A 26,690-nucleotide genomic window follows, 5' to 3' on the forward strand; every position below is an offset into this window, starting at 1 on the left:
TTTATCGTTTAAACGAAAACTCTTCTATTTCTTTTACTCGTTCGAAAGCTACAATTGGTCTACTATCTAACACATAATTTTTCACATAGACAAAACCATCTTTTAAAAAACCAAAGCCTGTTTTTCCTTCGAATTCCTTTTCGGAATACCAACGAGCAACCTTATTCGGCAACAACACCATGATTAACAAATTTAAGTTGATTCCTAAAATTTGTGGTAATGGTACTTCTTTCCAAAACAAACCAGTTAACACAATCCCTAAAAATAGGATTAAGAGATAGGATAGGCTAACAGGTTGTGCAAATACCCAGACCACTTGACCCTTAGGCGACTTAATAACTTGCATTGAATAAGGGGCTTTTAAGCCCCTCGAATAATCGTAATATTTCATATACTCACCTACATCTTAATTCCAACTAAACTTAGGAACCATTTAACAACTGCAAAAATATTTTTTCCTTGATTCGTCGCAAAGTCCTGTAAGATTAAGGCAATAACAATTACTGAACCAATTTTTGCCCATTCAGCGCCTTTCCAATGTTTTAAAATCAATAGAATCGCACCAGCCGCTAAAATTGTAATAAAACCTGTACTTAAAAAACTACTTAAATTTCCTGTATTCATTAGTCATTTCCCTCTTTCTCACTAAAATAATGTTTCATTTCATTAATAAAAAAAGAATTTTCCGTTTTAGATAACCAAAGCGAAAAATCCTCTGTATGCGTTAATTTTGTTGTTTTATCTGAAAAAGTAACCGATACTTGAACCCCTGTTACGTCTTTCTGCTTTGTATTAAAAAATTTCATATCACCAGAATCTATTGAAACAAATGAGTCTTGACCTGCTGTCGTTGTTGGATTTTTCATTAACAGCATTAATTCTTGTTTGTTCCCAACTGAATATTTTGTAAAAAACATCTTTAAAAATTTCTCTATAGATTGTTTTTCTTTCCCATCAACATCTATTGAATTTTCTGTCTGTTTTAGAGGTACTGTTTTTCCTTGTGGTAAACTACTTGCTACAAAATAAGGACGTCCTACAATTGAAAACAAATTGTCTTTTACTTGAATTGGTAAAACCATATTCTGTGTCACATTTTCAGTCTTTTTATCTTTCTCCCATTCATAACTCACATTTAGATAAACCAAATAACAATCTTCCATTTTCTCTATACGTGATAGAGACGTATTTTTAAACGTACGCAAGACACTACCTTGTAGGTTTTCTGTTTCATCAACATCTTTTACATCTAGTGATAAATATTTAGATAATCGATCAATACGAGCCTTTTTCGCTTCATCACTTGCTTTCGAATTATAGTTCAAATACTCTTTCGCAAAATTTTCAGTATAAAAAGAGAGGGCTGAATAATCAAGCTCCTCTCTATCAACTTTATTCTTTTTTGATTGTTCGCTTAACGTATCCACTTTTGAATACAAATTGTCTACATTACTTGCCATCACATTGGCCCGAATCGCACCAACTCCTGACATCACCAGTAAAACACTAGCGCCAATTAACACAACCTGATTCGCTTTCTTTTGAGAAAAAGTTTTAACCTTTGGTATTTTTTCTTTCTTCTCTTTCTTTTTAATTTTCTTTAAATTCATATTCCCCTCCTACTCTTAATAAGCCCAAACAACTTTCAAACGTTTTTAAAAAAGTAGATTTAATCGCCTTTTCAACATAAACTCTCTCTCTAACATGCCCCTTATGTGTTTGAAAGCCTTCTTTATACAAATAAAAATAATACGAATTGTACATTTTATCCCCGTTAGGCTTTCTCAAATATTGACCTTCTGCCATCAAACTAGTTATACCGCCATGAAAAACGTATTGCGCAACAAATTCCTTCTTAAAAGGTACTTCATCAATAATAATCCCCATTTTAAGTAAAGAATTTTTATATTCTTCCATATAAACAATATCTGCTTCATCAATTGGCATTTCATCAACTATGAATCCATGCAAGCGAAGCATTTCAGGAACTGGTACATTTGAATACCTTTGGTAAAATTTACTATGCTCTCTAAAAATTGGCATAATATGTTGATTCATAAAATACAACTCCTTTCCATTTTTCTGTAATATTTATGGTATCTTTCCATAAATTCTCCCCTTAACTCTTCCAAGCCTTGGGTAACTGCTTGTTTAGAACGACTTATCATTAGTTCTTCATAACCCATAGGAAAATCATCATGTGCGATAAAATAATTAATAGCTATCTTCTTTTCTCGTCCTAAAATATAAGATAAATCATCGGATCGATACTTTTCTAATGGCATTTGCTGTTTGACCATTTTTACGTGTAGACCACAAAATTTTTCTTCACTAATCACATCATATTCCACTCGAAATAACTTTAAACGGTCAAGGAAATTTCTTTGAACAATCCTACCCAGTTCTTTCTCATCAGGCGGATACCCCTTCATTCGTTTATATGTTTCATAAAATAATACAGCAATTTTCTTTTCACATTCCAAGAGTTTTTCTTGTTTAGCTGTTATTTTTTCAGGATTATTGGATTTGAAAATTAATGACTTAAAATCAAACATATACTGATTGACAAATTCTTCTTTTGACAATTCCCTTATTTTTTCAACCAACTTTTTCCCTCCTCTAAACTAATTCCGCAATCACAATAATTCTTCCTGTTGTTTTTGTGGCTTGGTTACAAGTTATTAAAGTTAATGTTGGCTTTCTTGTTAGATTCAACATAGTTGTATCAGTCATATCAACATGCTTTTGCTCTTTTACCTTATATATAAACGAATGTCCTTCACGGTCATTAAGTTTGACCAAATCCCCTACAGAAACTTTATTTAACGAGGTAAAAAGTAATCCTTCATACCCAGCATTGTGAGAAGCTAAAGCATAATTTCCTTTTCCCATCGTTTGTTTTGATAAAACAGTACACGCTCCATAAAGCATATTGTCAAAACTATCACCCATTAAAATAGGTAATTTTAATTGAATAGAATCAATTTCAATAGACCCTAAAACAGAATCCGACACTTCATTAAAATTTTCTTGGGCATTTTGAATCGTTTTAACAGACGGACGTTCGCCTTCGGTTAAAGAAATCACTGTTGGAATAGGTGTTTCTTCTTGTGCTTCCGTACCAGTAATAACATCTACTTGATTACTTTGAACAGTTTCACTAGATTTTGTCTCTACATGTTTTTTTGGCTTCTCCGCTTCCTCTAAGCCACTTGATACCACTGTATTTATAGCTTCTTTCACTTCTTCTTTTTGTTGGTTTTCAAAAAGAAGGAATGAAAAAAGAGCAATGAGAATAACTCCAATTGCTCCAACAAAATATTTGTTTTTTTCAATCCATTTTTTCATTAATTAGCCCTCTTTGCTATCTTTTTGTCGTTTCACTGCTACGACCACACCAATTAATGAAATTGCAATCACTGTAGCTACACCTGCACTTGTTCCAAAATCCATATTAGTATTTGGTAATACTTTTGGTTTTTCTTGTGGAGTTGTAACATTCACTTTGTTAGAATTTGTCGGTTCATCATTAATCACCAATTGTGCCACGTTTGGAATCATAATATTCCCTTTATCATCGACATATTGCGAAAAGTCTACGTCTTTCAATTTCCCTTTAATGTACACAAACAATTGTTTTTCTTTTAATTTGTTTGGTTCATTGGCAGTCCAAGAAACTTTTTGTGTTTTTTCATCAACACTAATTTTCCCCTGATCCGTAATATCTGTCCCATCTGAAAGAGTAACTTTCACTTCTTTATTCGCTTCCAATACATCTTCTAAATCATCTTGAATCACTAAAGACGTCATATCTTTGGTGTTTGGCACTTGTACATCTAATTTGAATGTCACTTCATCGCCCACTTTGGCACTGGTCAAATCCACTTCTTTATCGCCTTCAAGGATTTTCTTAGCGATAGACGGGTCTTTTGGTGTGACAGTTGTATGTGTTTCATCAGTTGGCACTTCTTTGTTGTTTTGGATAATTTTTGCTTTATTTGGAATTTGTAGTTTGCCATCGACAAGGTACTTATCTAAGCTAACACCTTCACGGATTTTTGTTTGAAAATTGAACTTGTATTCATGATTGTAGAAATCCGCTGTTTTTAATACGTCTGCTTTTGCGACCATACGTACTAAATTACCTTCATGCTTCGCTTCAAATTTATTGGTAACGTCCTTTCCTGCTTCGTCCGTGACTTTCACATCAGACACACGTTCTAATTCAGGAACCAGCTCGTCTTGCATTTCGTAATTACTGTAGTAGAATTCTTTCATTTCATCAGGAACTTTATGTGTAATCGTATAGCTATATACTTCGCCTAACCCTTCTAAGGTATTCTTATCAACATTTGTTTCATCACTATCTGTCACTGTTTTAGTAGGAATCATTGGCGCTGTTCGAACTGGTTTTTTAGCACTATAACCAAAATAACTATACTGGTTATTATTTTTTGGCGGTAAAGGATACCCTAAATTCTTTTCACGTGTCGCGAAGTCCTCACTATATGTGAAGTCGAATCGAGAACGATTAGAATACAAAAACGTAAAATCACCACGATTGTCACCATCATCTAATGGAATATCATCAGAATCGTAAAAAGTTTTTCCACCATCGGCTTCTTCTTTATATTTAATAATCGTGTCTTTTGTCGGTACATATAATTTGTCAATTGCTTTATAGGTTTCTTTGCCAATTGTCATTCCTTGTAAATTATCTACGTCAATCCATGAATAGTAGCCTGAAACTGGCTTTTCTTTGTCTGTACCATGTTCTAGGTACGTCCAAGTTTGTTTCACCCATGAGAAACCACCTTGATAGGTAGCAATCGCACTAACATTGTTAAAGGCAACAATATTATTTGACACCATATTTTGTGCGTTTTTGTATTGTTCCCAGTCTTGAATGGTAATTTTTAAATCAATTGGTGTCCCATCATCAGCTGTACCTACATTGTTGTAACGGATCCACGATTGCCCTTTCTTCGTTTTCGTTACATCAAGACCGATTTTCCCGTCCCATTTTTGTGGAGGTATATTAACGTAAACATTATTCGTCCACCCACCACCACCTGTTTCAACCGTAGTGACACCTTTAATAAACTTTGCAATAAAACTATATTTTGAACCAGCTTCATCATCTGGTGTTACCACAGAAGCGTTCGGCGCATTAATGATTGAGTTAGAGCTTGCATTTGCACGTTGAAAAAAGTCGGCTCTCACTGTTTGTGGAACTTGTCCGCCTTCTTGCCCTTGAACCATCATTGGCATTGCCATGCCTGCTAAAATGATTGTTGTTGCTAATCCTTGAATAATCGTTGTTTTCTTCAAAATATTTCCTCTTTTCATTATTATTTTTTTGTATAATAAATAGCCACAGAATAATTTCTATCGCTTCATCACAGATTCATTCAATTAAATATATTAAGGTGCACGTTCTGTTTTCAAAAAAACACCTAGCATTTGAAAAATTTAAAGCATCTCTTTTACTTTACCTTCCACAATTTCTCCTTCAAACCATTCTGCAAAGTCTTGTTTAAATCCATCTACACTATACACTTCTTGTAATCCAACTTCTTCTCCATCCGTTGGATCTAAATAAGTTGGTTTATCCTTTGGTCTAGCGTAAACCCCAATCCATCTTTCAAAATCACCTTCAAATGGACTGTCAACAATATACCCTTTCTTTTCTAACAATACTCGAGCTTGTTGTTTTAATTCTTCACTGTTTTTAGGTTCAAAATATTTATATTTCTCTTTAAAACTAGAAAATTCTGAAAGCTCTTTATCATATATTTTTTTTACACTAAAAAATTCTTCCCAAATTGCTTTCTCTTTAACCGTCATTAATTCTTCATAAGCTACATAAGTATAACTATATCTTGAAATTTCTTTTAAAAGTTCTTCATTAGATTCTAAAAGCTTTTCAAAGACTGTTTTTAAATAAGGAATAATCAATTCTCCTTGTTTATCTAATTGAATTATTTTTTCTTTTGTTTTTTGTATGTCATTTCTAGTTTGTTTCATTTTCCCAGTAATAGTAATTGCTACTTTAGTGTTTTGTTTAATACATTCTTTGCCCATATACATAAACTCCTTTCAACTACAATATTATCTATTAATAAAGAATCAGCATCAGAACGTTTTCTAAATTCTTCATCAATATTATTTAGCTTTTTTCTCTTTCTCATCGAATAGAGTGAAAAAATAAATATCTCAAAATTAAGTACTACTAAAACAAAAGTAATTAGCAATAAATCAATTGTATCCATATATCCCCCCTTAATCTTTAAAATGGATATGCTTCTTCTAAATCAAATTCTTGTTCCATATAAGACCGAACACTATTATTTTGATTAGTATTAAACAATAAATCTTTCGCATCAACACACACCATTTCAATAATTTCCTCGTGTTTCTCCTTTAGTTCTGCTAAATCGATACGTTCCATCAGCTCATTTGTTCCTAACAGATTATCAATCTCTTTAATCATCTTTAATGAAGGGGCTAAATAATTTGATAACCACCGAAGTGTTTTTTCAATAGACGGTTTTTCACCTTGAATAGATAATTTTAAGCCTTCCAATTTATCAACAACATCATACCAAGATTTACAATAGACCTTCATATCATCTTCAATGTCATATACAGTCAAAGATTGATTAATAATTTCTTTCACTAACCAGTCTAACGACTCACCGCTTGATAGAAAATATTCTACAAACAAAAACGCCTTTTCATCTGAAAGGCGAATTTCATATCGATTTTTAATTTCATATTTTTCTCTTGCTTCCTCAACACTTACACTTTCTTTTCTTGCTAACTCGTAATCTTTTTGGTAAAAGTTAAAATATAATGGCGATTGACGACTGCCAAAATAAAGAGACAAACCTTTATTTACCATTTTTTTATTTTCATAAGCAAAGCCCCCACTAAAATCAAAATTCTTAAATGTAGTATCTACAAGCCCTTGCTCCATTTTTTCTTTCAAAACATATAAATCAAAATTTTCTTGTCCTTTCACAATCAATTCATCAAGAGCAATATCAATTCGTGTAATTTTTGTATCTACCAAAATACCTTGACCGAAAATATCGTCATCATACAGAGAGCGAAAAAATTCTGTCCACGATCTATTGTTATCCTCTTCAAAAATTTCTTCTAGTTGTCGACAACCTTCACCAGACAAGTCCAACATAATTCCCATATTAACGTTTTCTGGATTCCGAAAAATCCGAATAGAGCTATATGAAAATGTTTCTGTATAATGATAAAACCCTCTAGGTTCATAAGTAAACCAGTTCATATCCATGTGCAACAACTTCTCAATAACTGTCCGAACATCTAATGTTTTAAATCGTATTCTTAAAAAGTCAATTTTTGCTTCTACCGAAGCGTGCCCACCATCTAAGTTCAACACATCAATAATCTTTTGTTCTAACTCTTTAGAAATAACACGTTTTCCAGATTCTATTTTTGAAATTAACGAACGCTCAATTCCTAATTTACTTGCCAATTCTTGCTGTTTTAATTTTAGCTCTTTTCTATACCGCTTTAAATCAACACCTCTCACTGCTTTAAACCTACTTCCAAAAAATGTGACAACTTTAGTCGAAAAATGTGACAAAATTATAATCGCTCAATCCCTTGTGGGACATAGCGTTTAAGTAACTTTTTTATATGGTATATTAAATTCTACCCCCATGTTATAAAACGGGGGTAGAAACTTTCGAGGTGGGACAAGCCCACCTCACGACTAGAAGTATTTGGGATATACGTTGCTACTTTTGTTAACGATAGAATAGGGGCGGGCGCCTTGGGGCGCCACCCCTATTCTATCTACAAAGCACGCAACAATCCCTAGCAACTTCTAGTCTACTCTCCTACCATTCCTTACTTCATTTCTAAAACTTTCAAGCGTTTTTTTATCTCTGCATTATCTGATAGTACGTCCTTTACTAAATCGATTAGCTCTTTCACTGTTGCTTGATTTTCTCGAAACTCTGCTTTTGTTATTGAAATAGTTTCCTTCTTCTTTTTCTCTTCTTCTGACATAAAAACATCCGAAATAGCTATATCTAAAGGAATATTTTTACTTCTTAGATCAATTAATTTAAAAAAGGATTCAACATCATTAGAACTGAAAACTTTAAACGAATAGGTATAACCTTTAGAATTTTTCGCATATTTCCTTTCAAATTTTTTATCTGTTAATCTCTCTATTTTATTCGCCCAGTTTTTTAATGTTTTTAGTGCAATTTTATTTTCAAGTTGTAAAATCACTTCCTCAAACGAAAACATACTTAACACCTACTTACCAAACATTTCTTTCCAAGCAGAATCCATATGCTCCTTAAATCTTGTTTCTAAATACTTATCAACTTCTTGTGATGTTGAGAATTTCTTTTCCTCAACTGGTCTATCTTCATCATAAAAAGCTTCTGCATCTAAAATAGAAGTCACTAAAGACTTATAATCAAGCAATCTATTATCATCTGAAACTCCTTCTTTTTCTGCTCTTCGGTCAATTTCTTTAATTATTTTTTGTTCCTTCTCTTTTACATAACTTAGCATTTGTCCTTGCGATTTAAATTTCACTTTCTTTTTCCTCCTTTTTATTCAAAGCAAAGATTACTTCTTCAACAATTTTATTTCCCTTATTTTCTATAAATTTTTCAAACTCAACAGGATCAGTTAATTTTTTTATTCGCTTTCCATTAGAAAATCGAACTAATTTTGCATAGCTTTCTGATTGTTCATAGAGAATGTCACGAATACGTGTATCTAAATCAGGCTTTTTATATCGTTTCTTGACTTCAACATATACTCGTTCTCTAACGTGCTTGATTATTTCATTAGAATCCAATAAAAAGCTCCTTTCTTATTATCCAAATTTTTCACTTAACTTAGCTAACTTTGCTTGCCCTGCTTCTAACTCTTCATCAATTTCAGCAAGGGCTTCTTTATCCACATGTTTTGATATTTTTTGAGATACTTCTTCTTGAACTTCTTTTGAAATATCTTCATATCCTAGTTCTTTAGAAATCTTGATAAATTCCTGAATGAAGTCAAAATCTTGTGGTACTTGCGGGCTATAAAATTCTCTTGCTACTGAACCTCCTTGTGCAACATAACCACGGCCATAGACTTTTTGACCGTCAACTTTTTCAACATATTTAAAGTTTTTATTTTTATTTTCATCACCAAAAATCATCAAAATACCTGTTTCTGAAAGACGGCCAACTGACATTCGAAACATAAAATTATCACGTAAAGCCGTTTTGATAAATTCACCATCTGGACGTTGCATTGCAACGATAAAGAAAATCCCTGCTTGACGAGCTTTTAAAATAAGTTGGGTTAAATATTCATCTACATCGCCATCAATCGCATAGTCATTCGCTAATTCTGCTTTAAATGCTGCAAATTCATCAATCACAATAAACTTAGGCTTTAAACCATAGTACGCATAATTTTTACCCATTTTGTAATCAGGGCTATTATTCATCATTTCAAAACGTGCATTCATTAATTCAACTGCATTTTTCAAGCAATTAACAATATCTATTTTTCCTGTATGCACTTTTCCTGCAAACATTGGTAACTTACCTAGTGCCATCAAGTCAGAATTTTTAGGATCACAAATTTCCATTTCACCCACACGGCAAAGTGCATAAATTAGAGATAAAATGGTAAAAGTTTTACCTCCGCCAGTTCCACCACCTAATAATAAATGTGGGTCTTTATCAAAATACCAATACAACCCTTTCATTAATTGAACCTTTCCTTTATCAGCTTGCATATCCTTTATCCAAATACGCTTATTGTAAACATCAGAAGCTAGTTCATAGGTAATAAAGCCTTTTTCATCAATTTTATTTAAATTGTCCGCATGAAACGCTGTTTCCAAAAAACCACCAATGGTTTCAAATTTTTCCTGAAATTTATTACCTGCTGTTTCAAATGAAACGAAAATACTATTTTTTGCAGACTTATAATAAATTTTGGGGAACTTTATTTTTTCTTTTGTTTTACCATCACTACCTTTAACTTGCTTCTTCGTATAATAGCCATTGTCGATAATCATACGAGCTAACACTTGACGTTGTTCTACTTTAGAAAAATAGCCCGAATTGATAATTGAAGCCTTAACAAGCAATGTAATTAGCACGATTGAGCCTATCGAGACACCTATAATGATTAACGCTGGTACAATATATATTTTCCAATCAGTTGGATTTGAAAGATATAAAGGATACATCCATTTATAGCCCACAAAATAGCCTAAACAAGCAAAAATTGGCATAAAAAATAACACTCTATAGAGTACCAACAAATTTCTTGAAGAATAACGAATTCTTCTACCTCTATATCTAAATAATTTTTTTACCATTTACCTACCTTCTTTTTTTAACCGTGCTAATTCTTGTCTACAAAATTCTTTATACACTGGAATATATTCTGTAGCCATTCGAAAAATCTGACGTTCATTCATTGTGCTATACGAATGTGCAAACATATTCCTAAGTCTTTTCCAATCAACTTTACCACTATTTTTCTCTTTAAATTCTTCTGAAAAGCCACTGTTTCCAACAGTATATTCACCAATTTGCATTAAACACATACTGATTGCATTAAAAAACACTCTATCATGATAGAAGGTTTCATAATCCCTTCCAAAACGATTGAGTGTCTGTTCTATATCTTCAATGTAGATCAGCGTTCCTCTTAACAAACGTAAATCCTTTGCTGTACTATCTCTCAAATACCTTTACACCTTCCTTTAAAATGGTAGCTAACAATTCTCTTCTTTCAGGTTTATCTTGTGTATCAACAAGAGTTTCTAGCTCCACTAAATCAATATCATGCGCTACAGCTTCTTTTAATTCTTCAAAGAAATCTCCATATAAATTCCAATAGGCTTCTTCTGATTGTCCTGTAATATCTACAGCAAAATCAATATCACTGGTTTCTTTCGCTTCATTACGTGCATAAGAACCAAAGACATAAACGACTGGTACATTGTGTTTTTCTGCTACAGGTTTCACACGCTCTTTAATTTCATTCATTGTCATCACCATTTTTCTCACCTCTTCTAACGTCTATTCTAAAGCCATTATAAAGCATTCAAATTTCACAATCAATTCACTTTACTTGTGTATTCCTCAAAAAAAATACCCTTATCAAAATCTTCATGCAGTTTATTATTATATGCTTTAACTAATTGTTCTAAAAAATTATCTAACAAGTTTAAAACAGCTTCATCACATTCAAAAAATAAATCATCTAACAATAAAAACTGGATAAGATACTCACTAGTTTCGTTATAAAGTTTTAAATACAATGTACTATAATAACTAAAACTTTGCCACATACGATAGACTCTAATTTTTCTCTCTAAAAACCTCCTATATTTTTCTTGTTTTACACCCATTCTTTCCGCCAAGTCTAACACTACTTCTCCGCCACCTCCTTTCAATAATAAATTTCCTTCAAATTACCACTTTCTTTATGAAGAAAAATCACACTACTCTTCAACCGTCTTTCTACTAACCAATTTGTTGGATTCAATCAGCAACTTTTCAACAACTCTTTTTCTTTCCTAACTAGGCGTTTCCCTTGTTTCATTTAACCTCTCCTTTTCTTTATTATTAATGTCTATTAACAAATCTTGTTAACACAAATTAATAGTAAAAAGGGCACTCGTTAGAATGCCCTTTTTAGCTGTTAAACGGTGCTACCGATTCGTCTGAATATGATATTTACTTTCGTTTCAATTCCCACATCCAATTAATTTTTTCAGAAATTTCTGGTTTAGTGGTAAAATATTAACAAAAGGAGGTGTCCTATAATAATGCTAAAAACAATTGAAAAAGCATGTGAAATAGACATGCAATCCGTAACAATTATTCTTGCCAACAACCAAAGACTCAAAATTGAAAAATTCCAATCAATTATTGATGATAAAATTTTAGAATTTATCAGCTCCAATATTCAATACTACATTCCTGAAAAAAGTATTCTCTATTTTACAACGTCTTAAGAGACACCATTGTTCGTTGCATTTCATGATCTAATTTAATCGAAAGATAATTTAGCGTTACTTTTGCTTGTTCAAAGGTAACGTTGTTTTGTGCCAAAACTTCATACAATTCATCACCTATTTTTTTTAATTCTTCTCTTTTGCTCATTTAATCTACCTCAATGTAATATTTATTTTTGCTCATTTGCTTGATTCTTATTTTCTTTTTGTAGTGTAGGTTGAGCTGGTTTAACAGCTCCTACTTTTTTTATACCCACTGCACGGACTTTAAACGCTTGTTCTGTTTGTACATTGTCATTAAAACCTTTGTAAGCATTAAGCCATCCACGAGCTGTTACATTTCCAGTCAACTCGATTTCATCATCATAATTAATATCACTAACGTCATAGCCTGGATCAATCGCAATTTCTACTTGGTCATTTAATTTGCTAGAATAAACCGTTACTCGTTGTTCACGAACATCGTCAGTCACATTTCCTTCACCATCACGTTCATTAATTGCAACTACTTCTAAGAAATTCATCGTACCAAATGTTCCTACTACATCAAAATTTTCAATCGTGTTATTTTCAAATGATAATCCCATTATTTATTACCTCCAACTACTTCTAAACGTTTTGCATAAACTACCATGTCAATTGAGCGGCTATTACCAATGTTATTCCGTTTTACATTGATTCGTGCTACTGGATCAATTAATTTTACTTCTTCACGGCCATTCAACATTTGTGAATTTCGCAAATGAGGAACAAAAATTTCAAAATCACGTTGCTTTTCGCTTGAAGCGGTGAACACACGACCACGAACAGGTACCCCATTTACATAAATATCACGTTCTGTTTTATAAACAGCTTTAATTTTACTTCCTAAATTTTTATCACTTAATGCAATTTCTTGAATTCTATTTGCCAAAATAATTTCCTTCTTTCACTAATTTTTATACAAAAATAAACAGTCAACAGCTGACTGCCTTTCTCTCTTTATGCAATTCTTCTTACTAGCTAAAAAACACAACTTGACAAGGTTCATGATAACCTGTTATTTTATATGTTCGTTGTAAAATCTGATTTTTTAATAATCGACTTTCAATTGTTAAACGTTCCATGTTTGTTAACTTAACCGTATTCTTACCTAACTTCTTACGCTCTAAGTTATAGCTCTTTTCTATATCCGAAATAGAAAAAGCTTTTTTCTGTCGTTTCATACGTTCAACAAACTTTTCAACGAAAAGTAACAACTCTTCTATCATTCTTATCCTCCTTATTCACTTAATAACAAATTCTGTTTTTCATTTGGAATAAAAAAAACACAACCAGAGTAATCCAGTTGTGCATACTTAAACTAAGATTGATTATTCTTTTAGAAAAAATCTTTTCCACTTTTTTAAACAATCATCTTAGTGAGAATACATTTTTGATTCTTACATTCAAAACAATTCTTAGAATCGATCTTCAACGGCTAGTAATTATACATCACGGCTCATTAATAGAATTGCTTCATACGGTGTCCCTATCCTCCTTTGTAACGATTTCCACATACTTGTTTTCTAGTATGCTTCCATATCCATTTCTAGCGTGTCATCTCGACATGGCTATTAGAAATGAACTGATTATCATAAACAGATACCGATTTACGCTAAGCGGAATTACTTCCAACATTTCCACCGTTCAATACGAACAAGAAATCTAGTCCTTAGCAATAAACAAGAAAACTTCTATCTACAAAAAATCACTCTACGTGGCTCTAATTAAAGATACTCGTTACCACCTTACAAGTCATTCATTGGCTGACTTGCCACACCACAAACAGACTTATAACCTCGAACAAAAATTTCATTCTTGTATTATTTCATCAAATCGCTTAAAATAATATTGTCTAGGTATTACTTTAAGTGTTTGCGAAACAGAAATTCATTTTCTTCTCGTGAACGCTTTTTTGTTTATTCAATTTTATTAAGGCTTTTTACCTTATGAGAATATCCGACATATAATCAGATACTCTAATAAAACAAAATATCCAATTTTATTACTCATGCTCAAAACCAAATTTTTTAGCAAAAAATTGTTCATTCACTCTTCCTGCCGAAGTTTTCATTCCCTGTTCTTTTAATTCGCTATTTAATTCTTTGATAATTCCATAGGCTTTAGCTTTTGAACAATTCATTAATTCACTAACGTCATTTGCTGTCAAAAACTTAATTTTCATAACGTTTTTTACCTCCTATAATTCCGTTATATCGTTTATTACGTTTTAAGTATATATCGCATTTTACGTTTTGTCAACGGTTAATATTCTTTTTTTACAAATAAAGTTAATCCATATCACATTTAGTGATATTATTGCAGAAAAGAGGTGAGAAACATGGCATTTTCCGATAAATTGAAAAAGCTGCGAATGAAAAAAGGAATGAAACAAAGTGAGCTTGCAGCTATTCTTCATTTAAGACAAAGTTCAATTAGTGACTATGAGAACAATCGTTCTACTCCTAATCCAGAAACAATAAAGAAAATTGCTGAATATTTTAATGTAAGTGCAAATTACTTGCTAGATATATCAGATAAAAACGATACAAAACTAGATAGTACTATTAAAGAAACTATAGAAGAATTAAAAAATGAAGATACTCTTCTATTTATGGGAAAAAATGGAGATATTGACGAAGAAACTGCACGTCTTTTAAAAATTGCAATGAAAAATGCAATAAAAACTGTTGACGATATGACAAAAAAAGACAAGGAGTGAGTCCAATACGTAACATTTACTCAAAAATAAAAAGCAAAGTTGAAGGTATAATTAATTTTTATTCATCTAATGATCCAAAAAGAATTTCCGAATTCTTAGGAATTTATATTTTAAAATCTAACTTAGGCAATGTAGAAGGTTTTCTACAATATTACAATCACACTTACATCATTCACATTAATAGCAATATTACTGATGAAACAACACAAGATAAAATAATTGCTCATGAGCTAGGACATTATTTCCTACACAAACATTTAAATATATTTTGTGTAGATATGCACACCCTAGCTTTTGAGGCTACTTTAGAAAATGAAGCAAATATATTCGCAACTGAATTATTATTGAATGATTCAATGCTGAAAGAAGAATTACCCTTTATCCAAAATATGAATATTTACGAACTATCTTCTTACTTTAATTTAGACTTCGATATTGTAAAAATGAAATATGATTTATTTTTTTTAAACGAAAAAAGAACATATGTTCGCAAAAGATAATATGTATTATTAATAAAAAGGAGACCTGCATATGATTACAAAAAAAGAAAATGGTTACTTTGTTGACGTTAGTTTGGGAATTGATCCAATATCAAACAAACAACGTAGAAAGAGACTTACAGTTTCAACTAAAAAAGAAGCCCAACAAATTGAATCAAAGTATTTAAGGTTATACCACGAAAATAAATTAACAACTAATTCTGACTTAACTTTGAAAGATATTTACGAAATTTACGAAGAAAGATACACACAAAACCTTAAGCCATCTTACAAACAAACACAAAAAAGAATTTTTAAAAACTATATAGAACCTTATTTTAAAAATACTCAAATCAAGCTAATAAAAAAACAACAAATCTATGATTTCCAACAATTTTTGTTAACAAGTAAACCTAAAAGAAAGGATAACTTATCAAACAAGACTATTAATATGATTATTATTCATCTACAGAAATTATTTAACGTAGCTATAAAAGAAGGATTAACCTACGAAAATCCTTGCAACCAAATAGATAAATTAAAAGTGCAAAAAAAAGAAATTGATTTTTGGACATTAGAAGAATTTACAACCTTTATTTCTCATATTGATAAAAATAAACCATTTTTAAAAGTATTCTATCAGTTTGCGTTTTTTACAGGAATGCGTGCGGGAGAAATGATTGCTCTTACGTGGAATGACATTGATTTTTATAATCAAACAGTCCGTATAAATAAAAGTGCTAAACTAATAAATGGTAATTACGTAACTACTACACCAAAAACGGAAAGCAGTAACAGATATATTACTATCAATACAAAAATTACCGCCATGTTAAAAAAATGGCAAAAAATACAACCAAAATTACTAATAGATAATTTTCAAAATATTGATAGTGACAAATTACTTGTTTTTCAATACAGTGAAAAACACCCTTCAAGTGATTATTACTCTAAACAAATAAAAAAAATAATTGCAAAAAACAACTTGAACCTTAAGCCTATAAGATTACACGACTTTAGACATTCACATGTAGCTCTTCTTATTCACAATAACGAAAAGAATACTACTATAAAAGAACGATTAGGTCATTCTTCAATTACTACAACAATTGATACTTATGGTCATTTATACCCTAATTCTCAAAAATCAATGAGTGACAAATTTGATAATTATGATATTTTTGAGCTATAAAATAACAAGTTTTAAATACTAATTTTTAATAAGTAGGCAATTTTAGGCATCGATAACTTTCAAAACACAAAAAAGACAAATATACCAATTAACATTAAACATTGGTGTATTTGTCTTTTCTATCTATGCCAGCTGCAGGGATCGAACCTGTGACCTACGCGTTACGAGTGCGTTGCTCTACCAACTGAGCTAAGCTGGCCTGAAACAAATCTATTATAGGACTTTCTACTTTATTTGTAAAGTCTGTTTGTTATTTATTTATGCAAAATCTCTTTAAAATAAGCCAAATAGCGACTTTACAAACTTTTTTCTGAAAATGTGGTATAATAGAGATATCAAGAAAGGATGGTTTTTTGTATGTCAAATTTTAATGGTATGGTTACTCCTGTTGTTCCATCGGATGCTGGTAAGGATTTCGCCGTTGACACCCATGTTACTTTTCTTGTTCACGGACAGCCACAAACAGGCGTTGTTACGAAACAATTAAAAAATGCCGCTGTCGTCGAAATTGACGAAACGCAAAAAAACAATCACTTAATGGTGCACAGCAATGGTGTGATTGTTATTAATTACAAACAATTGAAAAAGATTTAATTCTTCAAGCGTGGGAAATTTCCCCCGCTCTTTTTTATGTACAGAATTGGAATACTTTCCAATTCGTCGGAAACTATAATGCTGTAATAAACGCAAAAAAACCAAAAATAATTCCGGGCACATTAGCAAAAATAATGGACTTATCTCGTGTTTCTCCATCGTCTCCATATAACCCATGAATCGTCCAAAAAATACAATTAATCATTGCCACTAATGGTTGCGTCGGATTGCCTTTTTCCCCATGTAAATTTCCATAAATTTGTGGAATATATGAAACATACATCAAAACTGACATCACACTAGCAATCACAGCGATAGCGTGTAAGACTTTTTTATTCTTTTTCATAGCTCCTCCTTTGTTTTTTTATTTTTTATTATACACCTAGAAAAGTTCTTTAAGCAAAAGAAAACCGTTAGTAACCATAATCGGTTACCTAACGGTTTTTTGTTATTATTTTGTTCCGAATAAACGGTCACCAGCATCCCCTAAACCAGGAACGATATAGCCGTCTTCGTTTAAGCGCTCATCTAAAGCTGCTGTATAAATATCTACATCTGGGTGCGCTTCTTGTAAAGCTTTCACACCTTCTGGAACGGCCACTAGACATACAAATTTAATGTTGCTAGCACCACGTTCTTTTAATGAATCGATGGCCATAATTGCGGAACCACCTGTTGCTAGCATTGGGTCAACAACAAATAATTGACGACTTGCAATGTCTTCAGGTAATTTCACGAAGTATTCATGTGGTTGCAATGTTTCTTCATCACGGTAAAGTCCAACGTGTCCAACTTTCGCTGCTGGAATTAATTCTAAAATCCCATCAACCATGCCAATGCCGGCACGTAAAATAGGAATGATTGCTACTTTTTTCCCTGAAAGTGTTTTTTGTGTTGATTTACCCATCGGTGTTTCGATGACAACATCCTCTAAAGGCATATCCCGTGATACTTCATAAGCCATTAACATAGCAATTTCGTTGACAACTTCGCGGAAAACCTTTGTCCCACAGTTCTTTTCGCGAATCATTGTTAGTTTGTGTTGAATTAGCGGATGATCAATTACTTGAAATTTTCCCATATCTATTCTCCTTCATTATTTTATTCTTTCTTATTGTAAAACAAAAGAGCCTAGGACACAAGTTGAATTCCTTAAATCCTAAGCTCCGACTCTTATTTGTACAGAGAATCGCGCTTCAGCTATCCCTGATGTTAGTTATATAATGGATATTTTTTAGTTAGCGCTGCTACAGCTGCTTTGACTTCATCATGAACTGCTGTATTTTCTGGATCTTTTAAGACTTGAACGATTAATTTAGCAACTTCTACCGCATCTTCTTCTTTAAAACCACGTGAAGTAATCGCAGGTGTTCCAATACGGATACCACTTGTTTTAAATGGACTTAATTGTTCAAACGGAATTGAATTTTTATTGACAGTAATATTTACACTATCTAAAATAGCTTCTGCTTCTTTTCCATTTAAACCAAAACCTGTCACTTCAATCAGTAATAAGTGGTTGTCTGTTGCCCCACTAATTAAACGAGCTTCTGGCGCTTGATTGAAAACTTTCGTCATCGCTTGCGCATTTGCAATCACTTGCTGACTATATTCAGCAAAACTTGGATCCAAAGCTTCTTTAAAAGCTGCGGCTTTTCCGGCAATCACATGTTCCAACGGGCCACCTTGAATGCCTGGGAAAATACTACTATTTACTTTTTTCGCCAATTCTTCGCTATTTGTCAAAATTAAACCGCCACGAGGACCACGCAATGTTTTATGGGTCGTACTTGTTACGATATCAGCATACGGAACTGGATTTGGGTGCAACCCTGAAGCCACCAAGCCTGCAATATGCGCCATATCAACCATTAACTTGGCATCTACTTCATCAGCGATTTCACGGAAACGTTTGAAGTCAATCGTTCGTGAATACGCACTTGCGCCAGCAACAATTAATTTTGGACGATGTTCTCTTGCTAAAATTCGCACGACATCGTAATCGATTACTTCTGTTGAAGGATCCACTCCATAACTGACAAAATTATAGGTTTTTCCACTAAAGTTAACGGGCGAACCATGTGTTAAGTGACCACCAGCTGATAAATCCATCCCCAAAATGGTATCACCTGGTTCAACCAATGAAAGGTATGCCGCTGTATTGGCTTGAGAACCTGAATGGGCTTGTACATTCGCGAATTTTGCACCAAATAATTCTTTGGCACGATCAATAGCTAAATTTTCTACGATATCGATAAATTCACAACCACCATAGTACCGTTTGCCAGGGTAACCTTCTGCATATTTATTCGTTAAAATACTTCCTTGGGCAGCCATCACCGCTTTTGACACGACATTCTCAGATGCGATTAGTTCCAAGTTATTTTCTTGGCGCTCTTCTTCTCTTGCAATTGCATTCCATAAATCTGGGTCATACGTTTTGTAATCCATTCAAACAACACTCCATTTTGTTTTCTTTTGTCTGATTGTATCATACTTCTGTGTCAGCTTCGTTACAAATACCTCTTATTTTTCAAAAAATTTTTGATTAGCTGATTTTTTCAAGCGATTCATGTAAGCAGTGCCTAAACCAGTTTCTGCAAATCCTTGTGCAAAAATCGTGGTAGCTCCTTGCTCATCTAACGCTCTTAACCCTGCAAATAGTTCTTTTGTGGCATTTTCAACCGTTTCTGCACCATAAGAATAAACAAACGCATTTTCTGTATCTAGTTGTGCTGCCTGTTCATCACTTAAAAATAAGCCGATTTTTTCCTGTTGTTCTTTTGCTTGCTGAATCGCCGTTTGCCATTCTGCTGTTTGACCGCTTATAATCCAAACTTCCGCATCAGGAGAATAGTGTTTGTATTTCATCCCTGGCGCTTTGGGTGCTGCAGTTTCACTAATCAAATGTGTATCGATTTTCACTTGGGGAATAATGCTTTCCAACTGCTCTTTGGTAATTGCTCCTGGTCGTAAAATAACTGGCACACCATCTTCCGCCGTTAAATCTAAGACCGTTGATTCCACCCCAATCTGCGTTGGGCCATCATCTAATATGGCAGCAATTTTCCCCTGCAAATCATGATAAACATGCTCTGCAGATGTTGGACTAGGCTTGCCAGAAGTGTTCGCACTTGGTCCGACCAATGGAACATTGGCTTGTTCAATCAAAGCTAAGGTCGCTTGGTTATCTGGCATACGAAAAGCGACTGTCTCTAAACCACCTGTTACTGTTTTAGAAAATGTATCCCTAGGCACATTAAAAATTAAAGTTAATGGTCCCGGCCAAAAGGCAGACACCAATTTTGTAGCGACTTCTGGTAAGGTCGCCACGTATTTTTTGACCATTTCAACGTTGTTCACATGAACAATCAATGGATTATCACTGGGGCGGCCTTTTACTTGGTAAACTTTTTTTACTGCCGCTTCATTTAAGGCATCGGCACCTAAGCCATAAACAGTTTCTGTTGGAAAAGCCACTAGCTCGCCTGCTTGAATGGCTGCTGCTGCTTGGGCTATTTCTTGTTTGGTTAATTTTTTTGTTTCCATTGCAAATCGCTCCTTCTAGAAAAGTGGCGACGAAGAACCTTAGTTACTCGGCTATCGCGAGGCGATCGTTGCCAGATAAATCTTTTTCAATTTTAATTGTTTTTTGTGGATAAGCGGCGCTCAATAATTCTTGGAGGGCCGCGCCTTGTTGAAACCCTATTTCAAAATAAATTTTACCGTCTGCTTTAAGCATCGTTTGACTTTCATGAATTAATTGTTGGTATAAGGCCAAACCGTTATTTTCAGCGAATAAAGCGGTTTTAGGTTCATACGTTCGGACACTTGCATCCATTAAATGCCATTCTTGTTCACTAATATAGGGCGGATTAGAAATAAGCAGATCAATTTTTTCAGAAGTAACTGGCTGTAAGCCATTCCCATGATAAAATTCGATGCCAGCACCTAATGCTTGCGCGTTTTGTTTAGCGACAGTCAACGCTTCCTCTGAAAGATCAATGGCAATAACTCGCCAGTTGGGCCGTGCCAGTTTCAAGCTAATCGCAATGGCGCCTGTCCCTGTTCCGACATCTACGACCGTCAAAGGAGTATCTGGATTGGCTTTTAAGCAACGCTCGACTAATTCTTCTGTTTCTGGTCTAGGAATCAAAGTATGTTCATTAACAATAAAGGAATGTCCATAAAATTCAGCTTGTCCTAGTAAATATTGTGCTGGGTAATCTGTCAATAATTGGGCTAAATCCGTTTTTAATTGTTCCTCTTCTTCTTTGGGCATTTCTTCTTGCATATGCAGGAGCCACTGCGTTTTATCCCAACCTTTACGTTCTAAAAAAACATAGTGAATAGCATAGCCTTCTTTGCCTTGCGCCTCTAAAAAAGAAGAAGCCCAGTTAAGGACTTCAAAGTAACGTTTAGCCATTTTGCATCTCTTCTAATTTCGATGTTTGATCATATAAGACTAATGCATCAATGATTTCATCTAATTTGCCAGCAAGAATCTGGTCTAGTTTTTGGATGGTTAAACCAATACGATGATCCGTTACTCGATTTTGTGGGAAGTTATACGTTCTGATTCGTTCTGAACGATCTCCGGTCCCCACCGCCGATTTACGGTTAGCATCATATTCACTTTGTGCTTCTTGTTGAATTTGGTCATACACACGAGCACGCAAAACTTTCATTGCTTTTTCACGGTTTTTTAGCTGTGAACGTTCATCTTGCATTGCGACTACGATTCCTGTTGGTAAATGGGTTAATCGAACAGCCGAAGCGGTTTTATTGACGTGCTGTCCACCAGCGCCACTTGCATGATAAATATCGACACGGATATCTTTATCAGCTAATTCGATTTCGACTTCTTCGGCTTCCGGCATAACTACAACGGTTGCTGTCGATGTATGAATCCGTCCTTGTGATTCTGTTGAAGGAACTCGTTGCACGCGGTGAGCGCCACTTTCGTATTTTAATTTTGAAAAGACGTTATCTCCTGAAATCATCATAATTACTTCTTTATATCCACCGATTCCAGTGACGTTCGCTTCTAAAACTTCCGCTTTCCACCCTTGTGCTTCTGCATATTTTTGGTACATATTAAATAAGTCGCCAGCAAAAAGTGCGGCTTCATCGCCACCGGCTGCACCACGGATTTCCATGATGATATTTTTATCATCATTTGGATCTTTTGGTAATAATAAAATTTTAATGCGGTCTTCTAACACTTCTTTTTCTTTTTTCAAATCAGAAAGTTCTTCTTTCGCCATTTCGGCCATTTCCGCATCTAAGTTTTCACTTAAAAGTTCTTCGGCATCGCTAATCCCTTCAACAACTTGTTTATATCGGCGATAAACCTCAACCGTCTCACGTGTATTAGCTTCTTCTTTCGATAATTCCATGAAACGTTTTGTATCGCTAATGACTGCTGGATCACTTAATAATTCGCCCAATTCCTCATAGCGATCTTCAATAGATTGTAATTGATCGTACATAGTGTCTCTCCTTACTGTTCTTCATTCACTGTTTTTGGATGAAAATAATGTTTGCGACAAACAGGATAGTAGGCTTCATTCCCACCAATTTGGACTTGATCCCCTTCATAAACGGGTTTGCCATCAATATAGTGCAAGTTCATAGTTGCTTTTTTATGACAGAACCAGCAAATCGTTTTTAATTCTTCTAATTTGTCTGCATATAAAAGTAAATACTTTGAGCCTTCAAATAATTCATTTCTAAAATCATTCTTTAGCCCAAATGCCATTACTGGAATATCTAATTCGTCAACAATTCGTGCAAATTCAATGACATGATGCTTGTTTAAAAATTGACATTCATCGACTAATACGCAAAAAGGTTTGTAAGACAAATCATTAATCAAGTCAAAGACATTGGTTTCTTCAAAAATTGGAATAGCATCTCTGCGTAATCCGATGCGACTGGATACTTTCCCAACACCATCACGTGTATCTAGTCCACTGGTCATCAAAACAACTGGTTTGTCTTGTTCTTCGTAATTGTGTGCTACTTTTAAGATTTCAATGGTTTTACCACTGTTCATTGCGCCATACTTGAAAAATAATTGAGCCATGTTCACTACACCTTTCCGTTAGTTCCTTACGTATTTTACTATATTTTCAGCAAAAAAGCAGTATTTTTAGCTAAAATGGTCGTGCATTTTTCTGAAAAAAACAGAATCTACGCCAAAGTCATTTTAGCAGGGCTGTTTATACTCCAACTAATGATCCTGCTAGTATGCAATAAAAAAGCCCGAAATTGTAGTTATTTGACCACAATTTCAGACTTTTTAATGCTAGTTATTTTTGAGCAGAGGCAAATTCTGCTGATTGCGTACCTGCTTGACGACCATAAATGATAATATCGGCGATGGCATTGCCTCCGATACGGTTTTGACCATGTAAGCCACCTGTTAATTCACCAGCAGCATATAGACCTTTAATTGGTGTGCCATCTTCACGTAAAACTTCTGTTTTCGTGTTGATTTTCACGCCACCCATTGTGTGGTGAATCCCTGGTGCAATTTTAATTGCGTAGTAAGGCGCTGTGCTTAAGTCAGCTTCCATTCCAGTTGTCCGGCCAAATTGTTTGTCATCTTTGGCATTAACATCTTGGTTCCAAGTATCAATCGTTGCTTTCAATGTATCGGCAGGCATGCCAATTTTTTCAGCTAATTCTTCAATCGTTTCACCTTTTTCCACGAAGCCTTTTTGATCATAGAAATCAATGGCTTTTGCACGGTCGCGTACGCCTTGGTCAAAGACTAAATAAGCTGATTTTTCTGGTAAGGCATTGATTGCTGCGGAAACTTTGTCGCGTGTATCTAACTCATTAACAAAACGTTCTCCTTTTTGAGAAGCCAAGATTGCGCCTTCTCCACGAACTGCTTCACCAATTAAGAAAGCATCGCTTTGTTGAACAGTTGGGTGAATTTGAATTTCTTTCATATCCACTAACGCACCACCAACTTTTTGAATCATTTGGATACCGTCACCTGTTGTTCCTTCTTGGTTCGTTGTAACATAGTTTTTCAATTCTGGTTTGTATTGTGTAATTAATTTTTCGTTGGCACCGAAACCACCTGTTGTGACAACGACTGCTTTTGCTTTAACTGTTTTTTCTTTATCATCTTTCATTTTCACTTTTACGCCATCGATTTGACCGTTTTCTTCAACTAAGTCTGTCACATCAGCATCAACAAACAATGGAATTTTTTCTTCGCGAACGTTACGTACTAACCCGTCAACTAGATAGCCCCCAATTGCTGATCCGTCAGCAGGTCGGTGTGTGCGTTTTTCGCTCATTCCACCTGTAATAGTTAAATTGCTCAATGTAATTCCTTTTGTATCTAACCAATCAATTGCTTCAGCTGAATGATCAACAAAATAACGTAGTAATTCTTGATCGTTGGTTCCTTTACCGCCTTTTAGTGTTTCTTCAAAGAATTTATCGTTGCTATCTTTAATGCCTTCTTTTTCTTGGAATTTTGTTTGTGAAGCATTCATTCCTGAAGACGATTTAATTGTATTCCCACCTGCAACAGGCATTTTTTCTAAAATAACTGGATTCATGCCAGCTTCTTTGGCTTGTAATGCAGCGGTCATCCCTGCACCACCTGAACCAACAATAACAACATCATAACTGTCTTTTAGTTCACTTGGATCTGTATAACCATTAGCAGAGGCACCAGATGTTGCTTCTGTTTTTTCAGAAGATGCTTTTGTTTTACCAGCAGCTTTTTCTTGATCGCTTGTACAACCTGTTGCTGCACCTAATAATAACCCTAGGGAAAGAACTCCCATTAACACTTTTTTCATTGTTTTCCCACCTTATAAACTATTGATTTCTACCAACACAATTTCTTATTTTTCATTTGAATAAAAATAACAGTTTGTTACATAAAGTGAACACATTCACATATCAACCGAAATAAAAAAGCTACCACTACTTTTTAAAGTTGTATCGTTAGACAAACTGACCAATTATTAGTAAGTTGTTTGGGGAACAACCTATTTTTCTATTCTTTCATAAAGTATCATGTTCTCGCTTGTTTGTGGATGTTTTCCAATTATTTCTAACGAATTTCTTATTTTTATTTGTCATTTCACGGATTTTCTGGCAGAATTATTCGTTTGAGGCGAAAAGTTTTGGTATACTTAGTTTAATTAGAATTGGGAGGTTATCTAGTGAACCATACACGTTTGCTGTGGCTAGCACAGCGAAAAAGCGATCGATTTATTCGCAAAAATTTTTCATCTATTCAAATCATCGTCGCTTATTACATATTAATGACGGTTATTTCTTATTTATTGTTTTGCCTCCCTATTTTCAGAGAACCTGACTCGCATGTTCCTTTTATTGATTTATTTTTCTTAGCAATCAGTACAGTCAGTGTTACTGGACTCACCACAGTCGATATTAATTCGGTTTTTAATGATCGTGGGATTGTCTTATTGGAGGTTCTTTTCCAAGTTGGTGGCTTAGGGATTATGATGATTTCAACGGTCTTTTTTATTTTATCAAAACGGCGAATCACATTAAAGCAACGTCAGTTAATTATGACTGACATGAATCAGCCGCGACTGAGCGGAATTGTTCGACTGATCCGCACCACTTTTTTGATTTTAATTTGGTTCCAAGTAATCTTCGGCTCGCTCTTTTCGCTTTATTTTTATATAAGTGGTTATTATACGAACTGGCGAGATGCGATATTTTATGGATTTTATCAAGCTATTTCTGCAGTGACTAATTCAGGCTTTGATATTTCAGGTGATTCAATTATCCCTTTTGCTCATGATTATCTCTTTTTACTGGCAATTATGTTCTTAATTTTTATTGGCGGGATTGGATTTCCCGTTTTACTGGAAATTCATGAGTGGTTACATTTTAAGAAAAAGAACTTTCGCAAGAAGAAACGAGGCTTGCCTTTCCGCTTTTCATTGTTTAGTAAAATTGCTTTGCTAGCGTTTATTGTTCTGTTTATTGGTGGGACTATTTTGATTTACTTATTAGAAAAAGATCACCTATTTTTGACAATGAATGAAAGTGGCCGTTGGGTAAGTTCGATGTTTTATTCGATGACTACACGAAACGCTGGCCTCCAAATTAATGATTTAGGGGACTTCCAAATTACAACGTTGATTATTTTTTCTGTGTTAATGTTTATTGGTTGTAGTCCTAGCTCTGTTGGTGGTGGTGTTCGAACAACGACTGTTGCGATTATTGGCTTGTATTTGTTAGCCTTTTTAAAAAGTGAAGATGATATTAGCATCTTTAGCCGTAAAATAGATGACGATGATGTCAAAAAATCGATTGTCGTCTTCATGTTATCTTTGATTATGTGCTTTTTCGCTGTCGTCTTTTTGTCAGCCACTGAAAATCTGCCCTTGATTTCAATCATTGTGGAAGTCGCTTCTGCCTTTGGAACAACCGGTCTTTCTTTGGGCATTACAGACGATTTAACAACAGTAGGTAAATTAATGATTGCCTTATTAATGTTTATTGGACGTATTGGTATGCTTTATACCTTAATGATTTTTGTACCAAAAGAAACACGTGACTTAGGCTACGAATACCCTTCAGAAAAAATTATTATTGGATAAAAAAACAAAGCCTCTCAAGTAA

The 26,690-nt window shown here is 33.9% G+C and carries 36 protein-coding genes, 1 tRNA gene and 1 pseudogene; 6 read left to right on the top strand and 32 right to left on the bottom strand.

Annotation, left to right across the window (positions count from 1 at the left end; translation table 11 throughout):
- Nucleotide 1: 1 nt before the first annotated feature.
- The 18 genes and pseudogenes from IGJ52_RS09840 to IGJ52_RS09925 all read right to left on the bottom strand — a co-directional run bounded on the left by IGJ52_RS09840 (nucleotide 2) and on the right by IGJ52_RS09925 (nucleotide 11,628).
- Nucleotides 2-391, bottom strand: a complete 390-nt coding sequence (locus tag IGJ52_RS09840) for a conjugal transfer protein (RefSeq protein ID WP_284955199.1) — start codon at nucleotides 389-391, stop codon at nucleotides 2-4.
- Nucleotides 392-399: 8 nt separating this feature from the next.
- Complete coding sequence (locus IGJ52_RS09845) at nucleotides 400-624, bottom strand: hypothetical protein (protein ID WP_284955198.1); 225 nt, start codon at nucleotides 622-624, stop codon at nucleotides 400-402.
- Complete coding sequence (locus tag IGJ52_RS09850; RefSeq protein WP_284955197.1) at nucleotides 624-1,610, bottom strand: conjugal transfer protein; 987 nt, start codon at nucleotides 1,608-1,610, stop codon at nucleotides 624-626. Before IGJ52_RS09850 ends, IGJ52_RS09845 begins: the two co-directional genes overlap by 1 nt.
- Entirely contained in the window at nucleotides 1,591-2,058 is a 468-nt protein-coding gene (locus tag IGJ52_RS09855; protein WP_002365204.1) for a hypothetical protein, read from the bottom strand. Before IGJ52_RS09855 ends, IGJ52_RS09850 begins: the two co-directional genes overlap by 20 nt.
- The gene (locus tag IGJ52_RS09860) at nucleotides 2,055-2,606 is read right to left on the bottom strand and encodes a hypothetical protein (protein WP_016626360.1); all 552 of its coding nucleotides are present in this window, start codon (nucleotides 2,604-2,606) and stop codon (nucleotides 2,055-2,057) included. The genes IGJ52_RS09855 and IGJ52_RS09860 overlap by 4 nt, the downstream gene beginning before the upstream one ends.
- 13 nt (nucleotides 2,607-2,619) lie before the next feature.
- Nucleotides 2,620-3,348: a class A sortase gene (locus tag IGJ52_RS09865; RefSeq protein ID WP_438792063.1), complete on the bottom strand. Its 729-nt coding sequence runs from the start codon at nucleotides 3,346-3,348 to the stop codon at nucleotides 2,620-2,622.
- A gap of 3 nt (nucleotides 3,349-3,351) precedes the next feature.
- Complete coding sequence (locus IGJ52_RS09870; protein WP_165483250.1) at nucleotides 3,352-5,349, bottom strand: isopeptide-forming domain-containing fimbrial protein; 1,998 nt, start codon at nucleotides 5,347-5,349, stop codon at nucleotides 3,352-3,354.
- A 123-nt stretch (nucleotides 5,350-5,472) separates the two neighbouring features.
- On the bottom strand, nucleotides 5,473-6,084 hold the full coding sequence (locus IGJ52_RS09875) for a Phi-29-like late activator (protein WP_131769112.1): 612 nt from the start codon (nucleotides 6,082-6,084) through the stop codon (nucleotides 5,473-5,475).
- Nucleotides 6,048-6,272 (bottom strand): hypothetical protein, encoded by a 225-nt coding sequence (locus IGJ52_RS09880; RefSeq protein ID WP_131769113.1) that lies wholly within the window; start codon nucleotides 6,270-6,272, stop codon nucleotides 6,048-6,050. Before IGJ52_RS09880 ends, IGJ52_RS09875 begins: the two co-directional genes overlap by 37 nt.
- 17 nt (nucleotides 6,273-6,289) lie before the next feature.
- Nucleotides 6,290-7,573, bottom strand: a complete 1,284-nt coding sequence (locus IGJ52_RS09885) for a replication initiation factor domain-containing protein (RefSeq protein ID WP_002399520.1) — start codon at nucleotides 7,571-7,573, stop codon at nucleotides 6,290-6,292.
- A gap of 320 nt (nucleotides 7,574-7,893) precedes the next feature.
- Nucleotides 7,894-8,301, bottom strand: a complete 408-nt coding sequence (locus IGJ52_RS09890) for a hypothetical protein (RefSeq protein WP_002410060.1) — start codon at nucleotides 8,299-8,301, stop codon at nucleotides 7,894-7,896.
- Nucleotides 8,302-8,310: 9 nt separating this feature from the next.
- On the bottom strand, nucleotides 8,311-8,598 hold the full coding sequence (locus IGJ52_RS09895; RefSeq protein ID WP_010777932.1) for a hypothetical protein: 288 nt from the start codon (nucleotides 8,596-8,598) through the stop codon (nucleotides 8,311-8,313).
- Nucleotides 8,588-8,866 carry a hypothetical protein gene (locus IGJ52_RS09900; protein ID WP_284955193.1) on the bottom strand — a complete coding sequence of 93 codons (279 nt, stop codon included), beginning with the start codon at nucleotides 8,864-8,866 and terminating at the stop codon, nucleotides 8,588-8,590. The genes IGJ52_RS09895 and IGJ52_RS09900 overlap by 11 nt, the downstream gene beginning before the upstream one ends.
- 18 nt (nucleotides 8,867-8,884) lie before the next feature.
- Nucleotides 8,885-10,393, bottom strand: a complete 1,509-nt coding sequence (locus IGJ52_RS09905; RefSeq protein WP_438792064.1) for a cell division protein FtsK — start codon at nucleotides 10,391-10,393, stop codon at nucleotides 8,885-8,887.
- The gene (locus IGJ52_RS09910) at nucleotides 10,394-10,765 is read right to left on the bottom strand and encodes a HepT-like ribonuclease domain-containing protein (protein WP_284955191.1); all 372 of its coding nucleotides are present in this window, start codon (nucleotides 10,763-10,765) and stop codon (nucleotides 10,394-10,396) included.
- On the bottom strand, nucleotides 10,755-11,081 hold the full coding sequence (locus tag IGJ52_RS09915) for a nucleotidyltransferase family protein (protein WP_002394268.1): 327 nt from the start codon (nucleotides 11,079-11,081) through the stop codon (nucleotides 10,755-10,757). Before IGJ52_RS09915 ends, IGJ52_RS09910 begins: the two co-directional genes overlap by 11 nt.
- 59 nt (nucleotides 11,082-11,140) lie before the next feature.
- On the bottom strand, nucleotides 11,141-11,434 hold the full coding sequence (locus IGJ52_RS09920; RefSeq protein WP_284955202.1) for a hypothetical protein: 294 nt from the start codon (nucleotides 11,432-11,434) through the stop codon (nucleotides 11,141-11,143).
- Between the two features lie 41 nt (nucleotides 11,435-11,475).
- Nucleotides 11,476-11,628, bottom strand: a pseudogene (locus tag IGJ52_RS09925) (DUF6906 family protein).
- 226 nt (nucleotides 11,629-11,854) lie between these two features.
- Here IGJ52_RS09925 and IGJ52_RS09930 point away from each other — a divergent pair.
- Nucleotides 11,855-12,043 (top strand): hypothetical protein, encoded by a 189-nt coding sequence (locus IGJ52_RS09930; protein WP_002371434.1) that lies wholly within the window; start codon nucleotides 11,855-11,857, stop codon nucleotides 12,041-12,043.
- On the opposite strand, the gene IGJ52_RS09935 is transcribed toward IGJ52_RS09930, so the two are convergent.
- From IGJ52_RS09935 to IGJ52_RS09955, 5 genes are all read right to left on the bottom strand, one after another.
- Nucleotides 12,030-12,191, bottom strand: a complete 162-nt coding sequence (locus tag IGJ52_RS09935) for a hypothetical protein (RefSeq protein ID WP_284955190.1) — start codon at nucleotides 12,189-12,191, stop codon at nucleotides 12,030-12,032. The two genes, IGJ52_RS09930 and IGJ52_RS09935, sit on opposite strands and share 14 nt — an antisense overlap.
- A 22-nt stretch (nucleotides 12,192-12,213) precedes the next feature.
- Nucleotides 12,214-12,630 (bottom strand): DUF961 family protein, encoded by a 417-nt coding sequence (locus tag IGJ52_RS09940; RefSeq protein ID WP_002380876.1) that lies wholly within the window; start codon nucleotides 12,628-12,630, stop codon nucleotides 12,214-12,216.
- Nucleotides 12,630-12,956 (bottom strand): hypothetical protein, encoded by a 327-nt coding sequence (locus IGJ52_RS09945; RefSeq protein WP_048949394.1) that lies wholly within the window; start codon nucleotides 12,954-12,956, stop codon nucleotides 12,630-12,632. The genes IGJ52_RS09940 and IGJ52_RS09945 overlap by 1 nt, the downstream gene beginning before the upstream one ends.
- Nucleotides 12,957-13,041: 85 nt before the next feature.
- Nucleotides 13,042-13,293 (bottom strand): hypothetical protein, encoded by a 252-nt coding sequence (locus IGJ52_RS09950; protein ID WP_284955189.1) that lies wholly within the window; start codon nucleotides 13,291-13,293, stop codon nucleotides 13,042-13,044.
- Between the two features lie 776 nt (nucleotides 13,294-14,069).
- The gene (locus IGJ52_RS09955; RefSeq protein WP_016615081.1) at nucleotides 14,070-14,249 is read right to left on the bottom strand and encodes a hypothetical protein; all 180 of its coding nucleotides are present in this window, start codon (nucleotides 14,247-14,249) and stop codon (nucleotides 14,070-14,072) included.
- Between the two features lie 156 nt (nucleotides 14,250-14,405).
- Here IGJ52_RS09955 and IGJ52_RS09960 point away from each other — a divergent pair, with 156 nt between their 5' ends.
- From IGJ52_RS09960 to IGJ52_RS09970, 3 genes are read left to right on the top strand one after another with little or no spacing between them, the layout of a single operon-like run.
- Nucleotides 14,406-14,786, top strand: coding sequence for a helix-turn-helix domain-containing protein (locus IGJ52_RS09960; protein ID WP_438792065.1), 381 nt, complete (start codon nucleotides 14,406-14,408; stop codon nucleotides 14,784-14,786).
- Nucleotides 14,783-15,286, top strand: a complete 504-nt coding sequence (locus IGJ52_RS09965) for an ImmA/IrrE family metallo-endopeptidase (RefSeq protein ID WP_438792066.1) — start codon at nucleotides 14,783-14,785, stop codon at nucleotides 15,284-15,286. Before IGJ52_RS09960 ends, IGJ52_RS09965 begins: the two co-directional genes overlap by 4 nt.
- A gap of 31 nt (nucleotides 15,287-15,317) precedes the next feature.
- A complete protein-coding gene (locus tag IGJ52_RS09970) occupies nucleotides 15,318-16,457 on the top strand; it encodes a tyrosine-type recombinase/integrase (RefSeq protein ID WP_284955187.1) in 1,140 nt (379 codons plus the stop codon).
- 126 nt (nucleotides 16,458-16,583) lie between these two features.
- Here the strand turns inward: IGJ52_RS09970 and IGJ52_RS09975 are convergent.
- Nucleotides 16,584-16,656 (bottom strand) — tRNA-Thr (locus IGJ52_RS09975).
- A 158-nt stretch (nucleotides 16,657-16,814) separates the two neighbouring features.
- Here IGJ52_RS09975 and IGJ52_RS09980 point away from each other — a divergent pair.
- Nucleotides 16,815-17,051, top strand: coding sequence for a hypothetical protein (locus IGJ52_RS09980; RefSeq protein WP_002381528.1), 237 nt, complete (start codon nucleotides 16,815-16,817; stop codon nucleotides 17,049-17,051).
- A gap of 73 nt (nucleotides 17,052-17,124) precedes the next feature.
- Here the strand turns inward: IGJ52_RS09980 and IGJ52_RS09985 are convergent, their stop codons facing one another.
- From IGJ52_RS09985 to IGJ52_RS10020, 8 genes are all read right to left on the bottom strand, one after another.
- Nucleotides 17,125-17,397 (bottom strand): membrane protein, encoded by a 273-nt coding sequence (locus IGJ52_RS09985; protein ID WP_002356625.1) that lies wholly within the window; start codon nucleotides 17,395-17,397, stop codon nucleotides 17,125-17,127.
- A 105-nt stretch (nucleotides 17,398-17,502) separates the two neighbouring features.
- Nucleotides 17,503-18,132 (bottom strand): uracil phosphoribosyltransferase, encoded by a 630-nt coding sequence (gene upp / locus IGJ52_RS09990; RefSeq protein WP_002356624.1) that lies wholly within the window; start codon nucleotides 18,130-18,132, stop codon nucleotides 17,503-17,505.
- 131 nt (nucleotides 18,133-18,263) lie between these two features.
- Nucleotides 18,264-19,502, bottom strand: a complete 1,239-nt coding sequence (glyA, locus tag IGJ52_RS09995; protein WP_002356623.1) for a serine hydroxymethyltransferase — start codon at nucleotides 19,500-19,502, stop codon at nucleotides 18,264-18,266.
- Between the two features lie 75 nt (nucleotides 19,503-19,577).
- Nucleotides 19,578-20,600, bottom strand: coding sequence for an L-threonylcarbamoyladenylate synthase (locus tag IGJ52_RS10000; protein ID WP_002419492.1), 1,023 nt, complete (start codon nucleotides 20,598-20,600; stop codon nucleotides 19,578-19,580).
- 43 nt (nucleotides 20,601-20,643) lie between these two features.
- Nucleotides 20,644-21,477 carry a peptide chain release factor N(5)-glutamine methyltransferase gene (gene prmC, locus IGJ52_RS10005; RefSeq protein WP_002382680.1) on the bottom strand — a complete coding sequence of 278 codons (834 nt, stop codon included), beginning with the start codon at nucleotides 21,475-21,477 and terminating at the stop codon, nucleotides 20,644-20,646.
- A complete protein-coding gene (gene prfA / locus IGJ52_RS10010; RefSeq protein ID WP_002356619.1) occupies nucleotides 21,470-22,543 on the bottom strand; it encodes a peptide chain release factor 1 in 1,074 nt (357 codons plus the stop codon). The genes prmC and prfA overlap by 8 nt, the downstream gene beginning before the upstream one ends.
- A gap of 11 nt (nucleotides 22,544-22,554) precedes the next feature.
- Nucleotides 22,555-23,139 (bottom strand): thymidine kinase, encoded by a 585-nt coding sequence (locus IGJ52_RS10015; RefSeq protein ID WP_002356618.1) that lies wholly within the window; start codon nucleotides 23,137-23,139, stop codon nucleotides 22,555-22,557.
- A gap of 226 nt (nucleotides 23,140-23,365) precedes the next feature.
- Nucleotides 23,366-24,883, bottom strand: a complete 1,518-nt coding sequence (locus tag IGJ52_RS10020; RefSeq protein WP_002356617.1) for a flavocytochrome c — start codon at nucleotides 24,881-24,883, stop codon at nucleotides 23,366-23,368.
- Nucleotides 24,884-25,252: 369 nt separating this feature from the next.
- Here IGJ52_RS10020 and IGJ52_RS10025 point away from each other — a divergent pair, with 369 nt between their 5' ends.
- Nucleotides 25,253-26,668, top strand: a complete 1,416-nt coding sequence (locus IGJ52_RS10025) for a TrkH family potassium uptake protein (protein ID WP_010715390.1) — start codon at nucleotides 25,253-25,255, stop codon at nucleotides 26,666-26,668.
- The last annotated feature ends 22 nt before the right edge of the window (nucleotides 26,669-26,690 follow it).

The sequence above is a fragment of the Enterococcus sp. DIV1758 genome, from assembly GCF_051711985.1.
Lineage (GTDB): Bacteria > Bacillota > Bacilli > Lactobacillales > Enterococcaceae > Enterococcus > Enterococcus faecalis.

Bases quoted from the DNA above. Each gene is read 5' to 3' on its own strand.
- IGJ52_RS09840 (WP_284955199.1), bottom strand. From the start codon at position 391: ATGAAATATTACGATTATTCGAGGGGCTTAAAAGCCCCTTATTCAATG.
- IGJ52_RS09845 (WP_284955198.1), bottom strand. From the start codon at position 624: ATGAATACAGGAAATTTAAGTAGTTTTTTAAGTACAGGTTTTATTACA.
- IGJ52_RS09850 (WP_284955197.1), bottom strand. From the start codon at position 1,610: ATGAATTTAAAGAAAATTAAAAAGAAAGAGAAGAAAGAAAAAATACCA.
- IGJ52_RS09855 (WP_002365204.1), bottom strand. From the start codon at position 2,058: ATGAATCAACATATTATGCCAATTTTTAGAGAGCATAGTAAATTTTAC.
- IGJ52_RS09865 (WP_438792063.1), bottom strand. From the start codon at position 3,348: ATGAAAAAATGGATTGAAAAAAACAAATATTTTGTTGGAGCAATTGGA.
- IGJ52_RS09870 (WP_165483250.1), bottom strand. From the start codon at position 5,349: ATGAAAAGAGGAAATATTTTGAAGAAAACAACGATTATTCAAGGATTA.
- IGJ52_RS09875 (WP_131769112.1), bottom strand. From the start codon at position 6,084: ATGGGCAAAGAATGTATTAAACAAAACACTAAAGTAGCAATTACTATT.
- IGJ52_RS09880 (WP_131769113.1), bottom strand. From the start codon at position 6,272: ATGGATACAATTGATTTATTGCTAATTACTTTTGTTTTAGTAGTACTT.
- IGJ52_RS09890 (WP_002410060.1), bottom strand. From the start codon at position 8,301: ATGTTTTCGTTTGAGGAAGTGATTTTACAACTTGAAAATAAAATTGCA.
- IGJ52_RS09905 (WP_438792064.1), bottom strand. From the start codon at position 10,393: ATGGTAAAAAAATTATTTAGATATAGAGGTAGAAGAATTCGTTATTCT.
- IGJ52_RS09915 (WP_002394268.1), bottom strand. From the start codon at position 11,081: ATGGTGATGACAATGAATGAAATTAAAGAGCGTGTGAAACCTGTAGCA.
- IGJ52_RS09920 (WP_284955202.1), bottom strand. From the start codon at position 11,434: ATGGGTGTAAAACAAGAAAAATATAGGAGGTTTTTAGAGAGAAAAATT.
- IGJ52_RS09930 (WP_002371434.1), top strand. From the start codon at position 11,855: ATGCTAAAAACAATTGAAAAAGCATGTGAAATAGACATGCAATCCGTA.
- IGJ52_RS09935 (WP_284955190.1), bottom strand. From the start codon at position 12,191: ATGAGCAAAAGAGAAGAATTAAAAAAAATAGGTGATGAATTGTATGAA.
- IGJ52_RS09940 (WP_002380876.1), bottom strand. From the start codon at position 12,630: ATGGGATTATCATTTGAAAATAACACGATTGAAAATTTTGATGTAGTA.
- IGJ52_RS09950 (WP_284955189.1), bottom strand. From the start codon at position 13,293: ATGATAGAAGAGTTGTTACTTTTCGTTGAAAAGTTTGTTGAACGTATG.
- IGJ52_RS09955 (WP_016615081.1), bottom strand. From the start codon at position 14,249: ATGAAAATTAAGTTTTTGACAGCAAATGACGTTAGTGAATTAATGAAT.
- IGJ52_RS09960 (WP_438792065.1), top strand. From the start codon at position 14,406: ATGGCATTTTCCGATAAATTGAAAAAGCTGCGAATGAAAAAAGGAATG.
- IGJ52_RS09970 (WP_284955187.1), top strand. From the start codon at position 15,318: ATGATTACAAAAAAAGAAAATGGTTACTTTGTTGACGTTAGTTTGGGA.
- IGJ52_RS09980 (WP_002381528.1), top strand. From the start codon at position 16,815: ATGTCAAATTTTAATGGTATGGTTACTCCTGTTGTTCCATCGGATGCT.
- IGJ52_RS09985 (WP_002356625.1), bottom strand. From the start codon at position 17,397: ATGAAAAAGAATAAAAAAGTCTTACACGCTATCGCTGTGATTGCTAGT.
- upp (WP_002356624.1), bottom strand. From the start codon at position 18,132: ATGGGAAAATTTCAAGTAATTGATCATCCGCTAATTCAACACAAACTA.
- glyA (WP_002356623.1), bottom strand. From the start codon at position 19,502: ATGGATTACAAAACGTATGACCCAGATTTATGGAATGCAATTGCAAGA.
- IGJ52_RS10000 (WP_002419492.1), bottom strand. From the start codon at position 20,600: ATGGAAACAAAAAAATTAACCAAACAAGAAATAGCCCAAGCAGCAGCA.
- prmC (WP_002382680.1), bottom strand. From the start codon at position 21,477: ATGGCTAAACGTTACTTTGAAGTCCTTAACTGGGCTTCTTCTTTTTTA.
- prfA (WP_002356619.1), bottom strand. From the start codon at position 22,543: ATGTACGATCAATTACAATCTATTGAAGATCGCTATGAGGAATTGGGC.
- IGJ52_RS10015 (WP_002356618.1), bottom strand. From the start codon at position 23,139: ATGGCTCAATTATTTTTCAAGTATGGCGCAATGAACAGTGGTAAAACC.
- IGJ52_RS10020 (WP_002356617.1), bottom strand. From the start codon at position 24,883: ATGAAAAAAGTGTTAATGGGAGTTCTTTCCCTAGGGTTATTATTAGGT.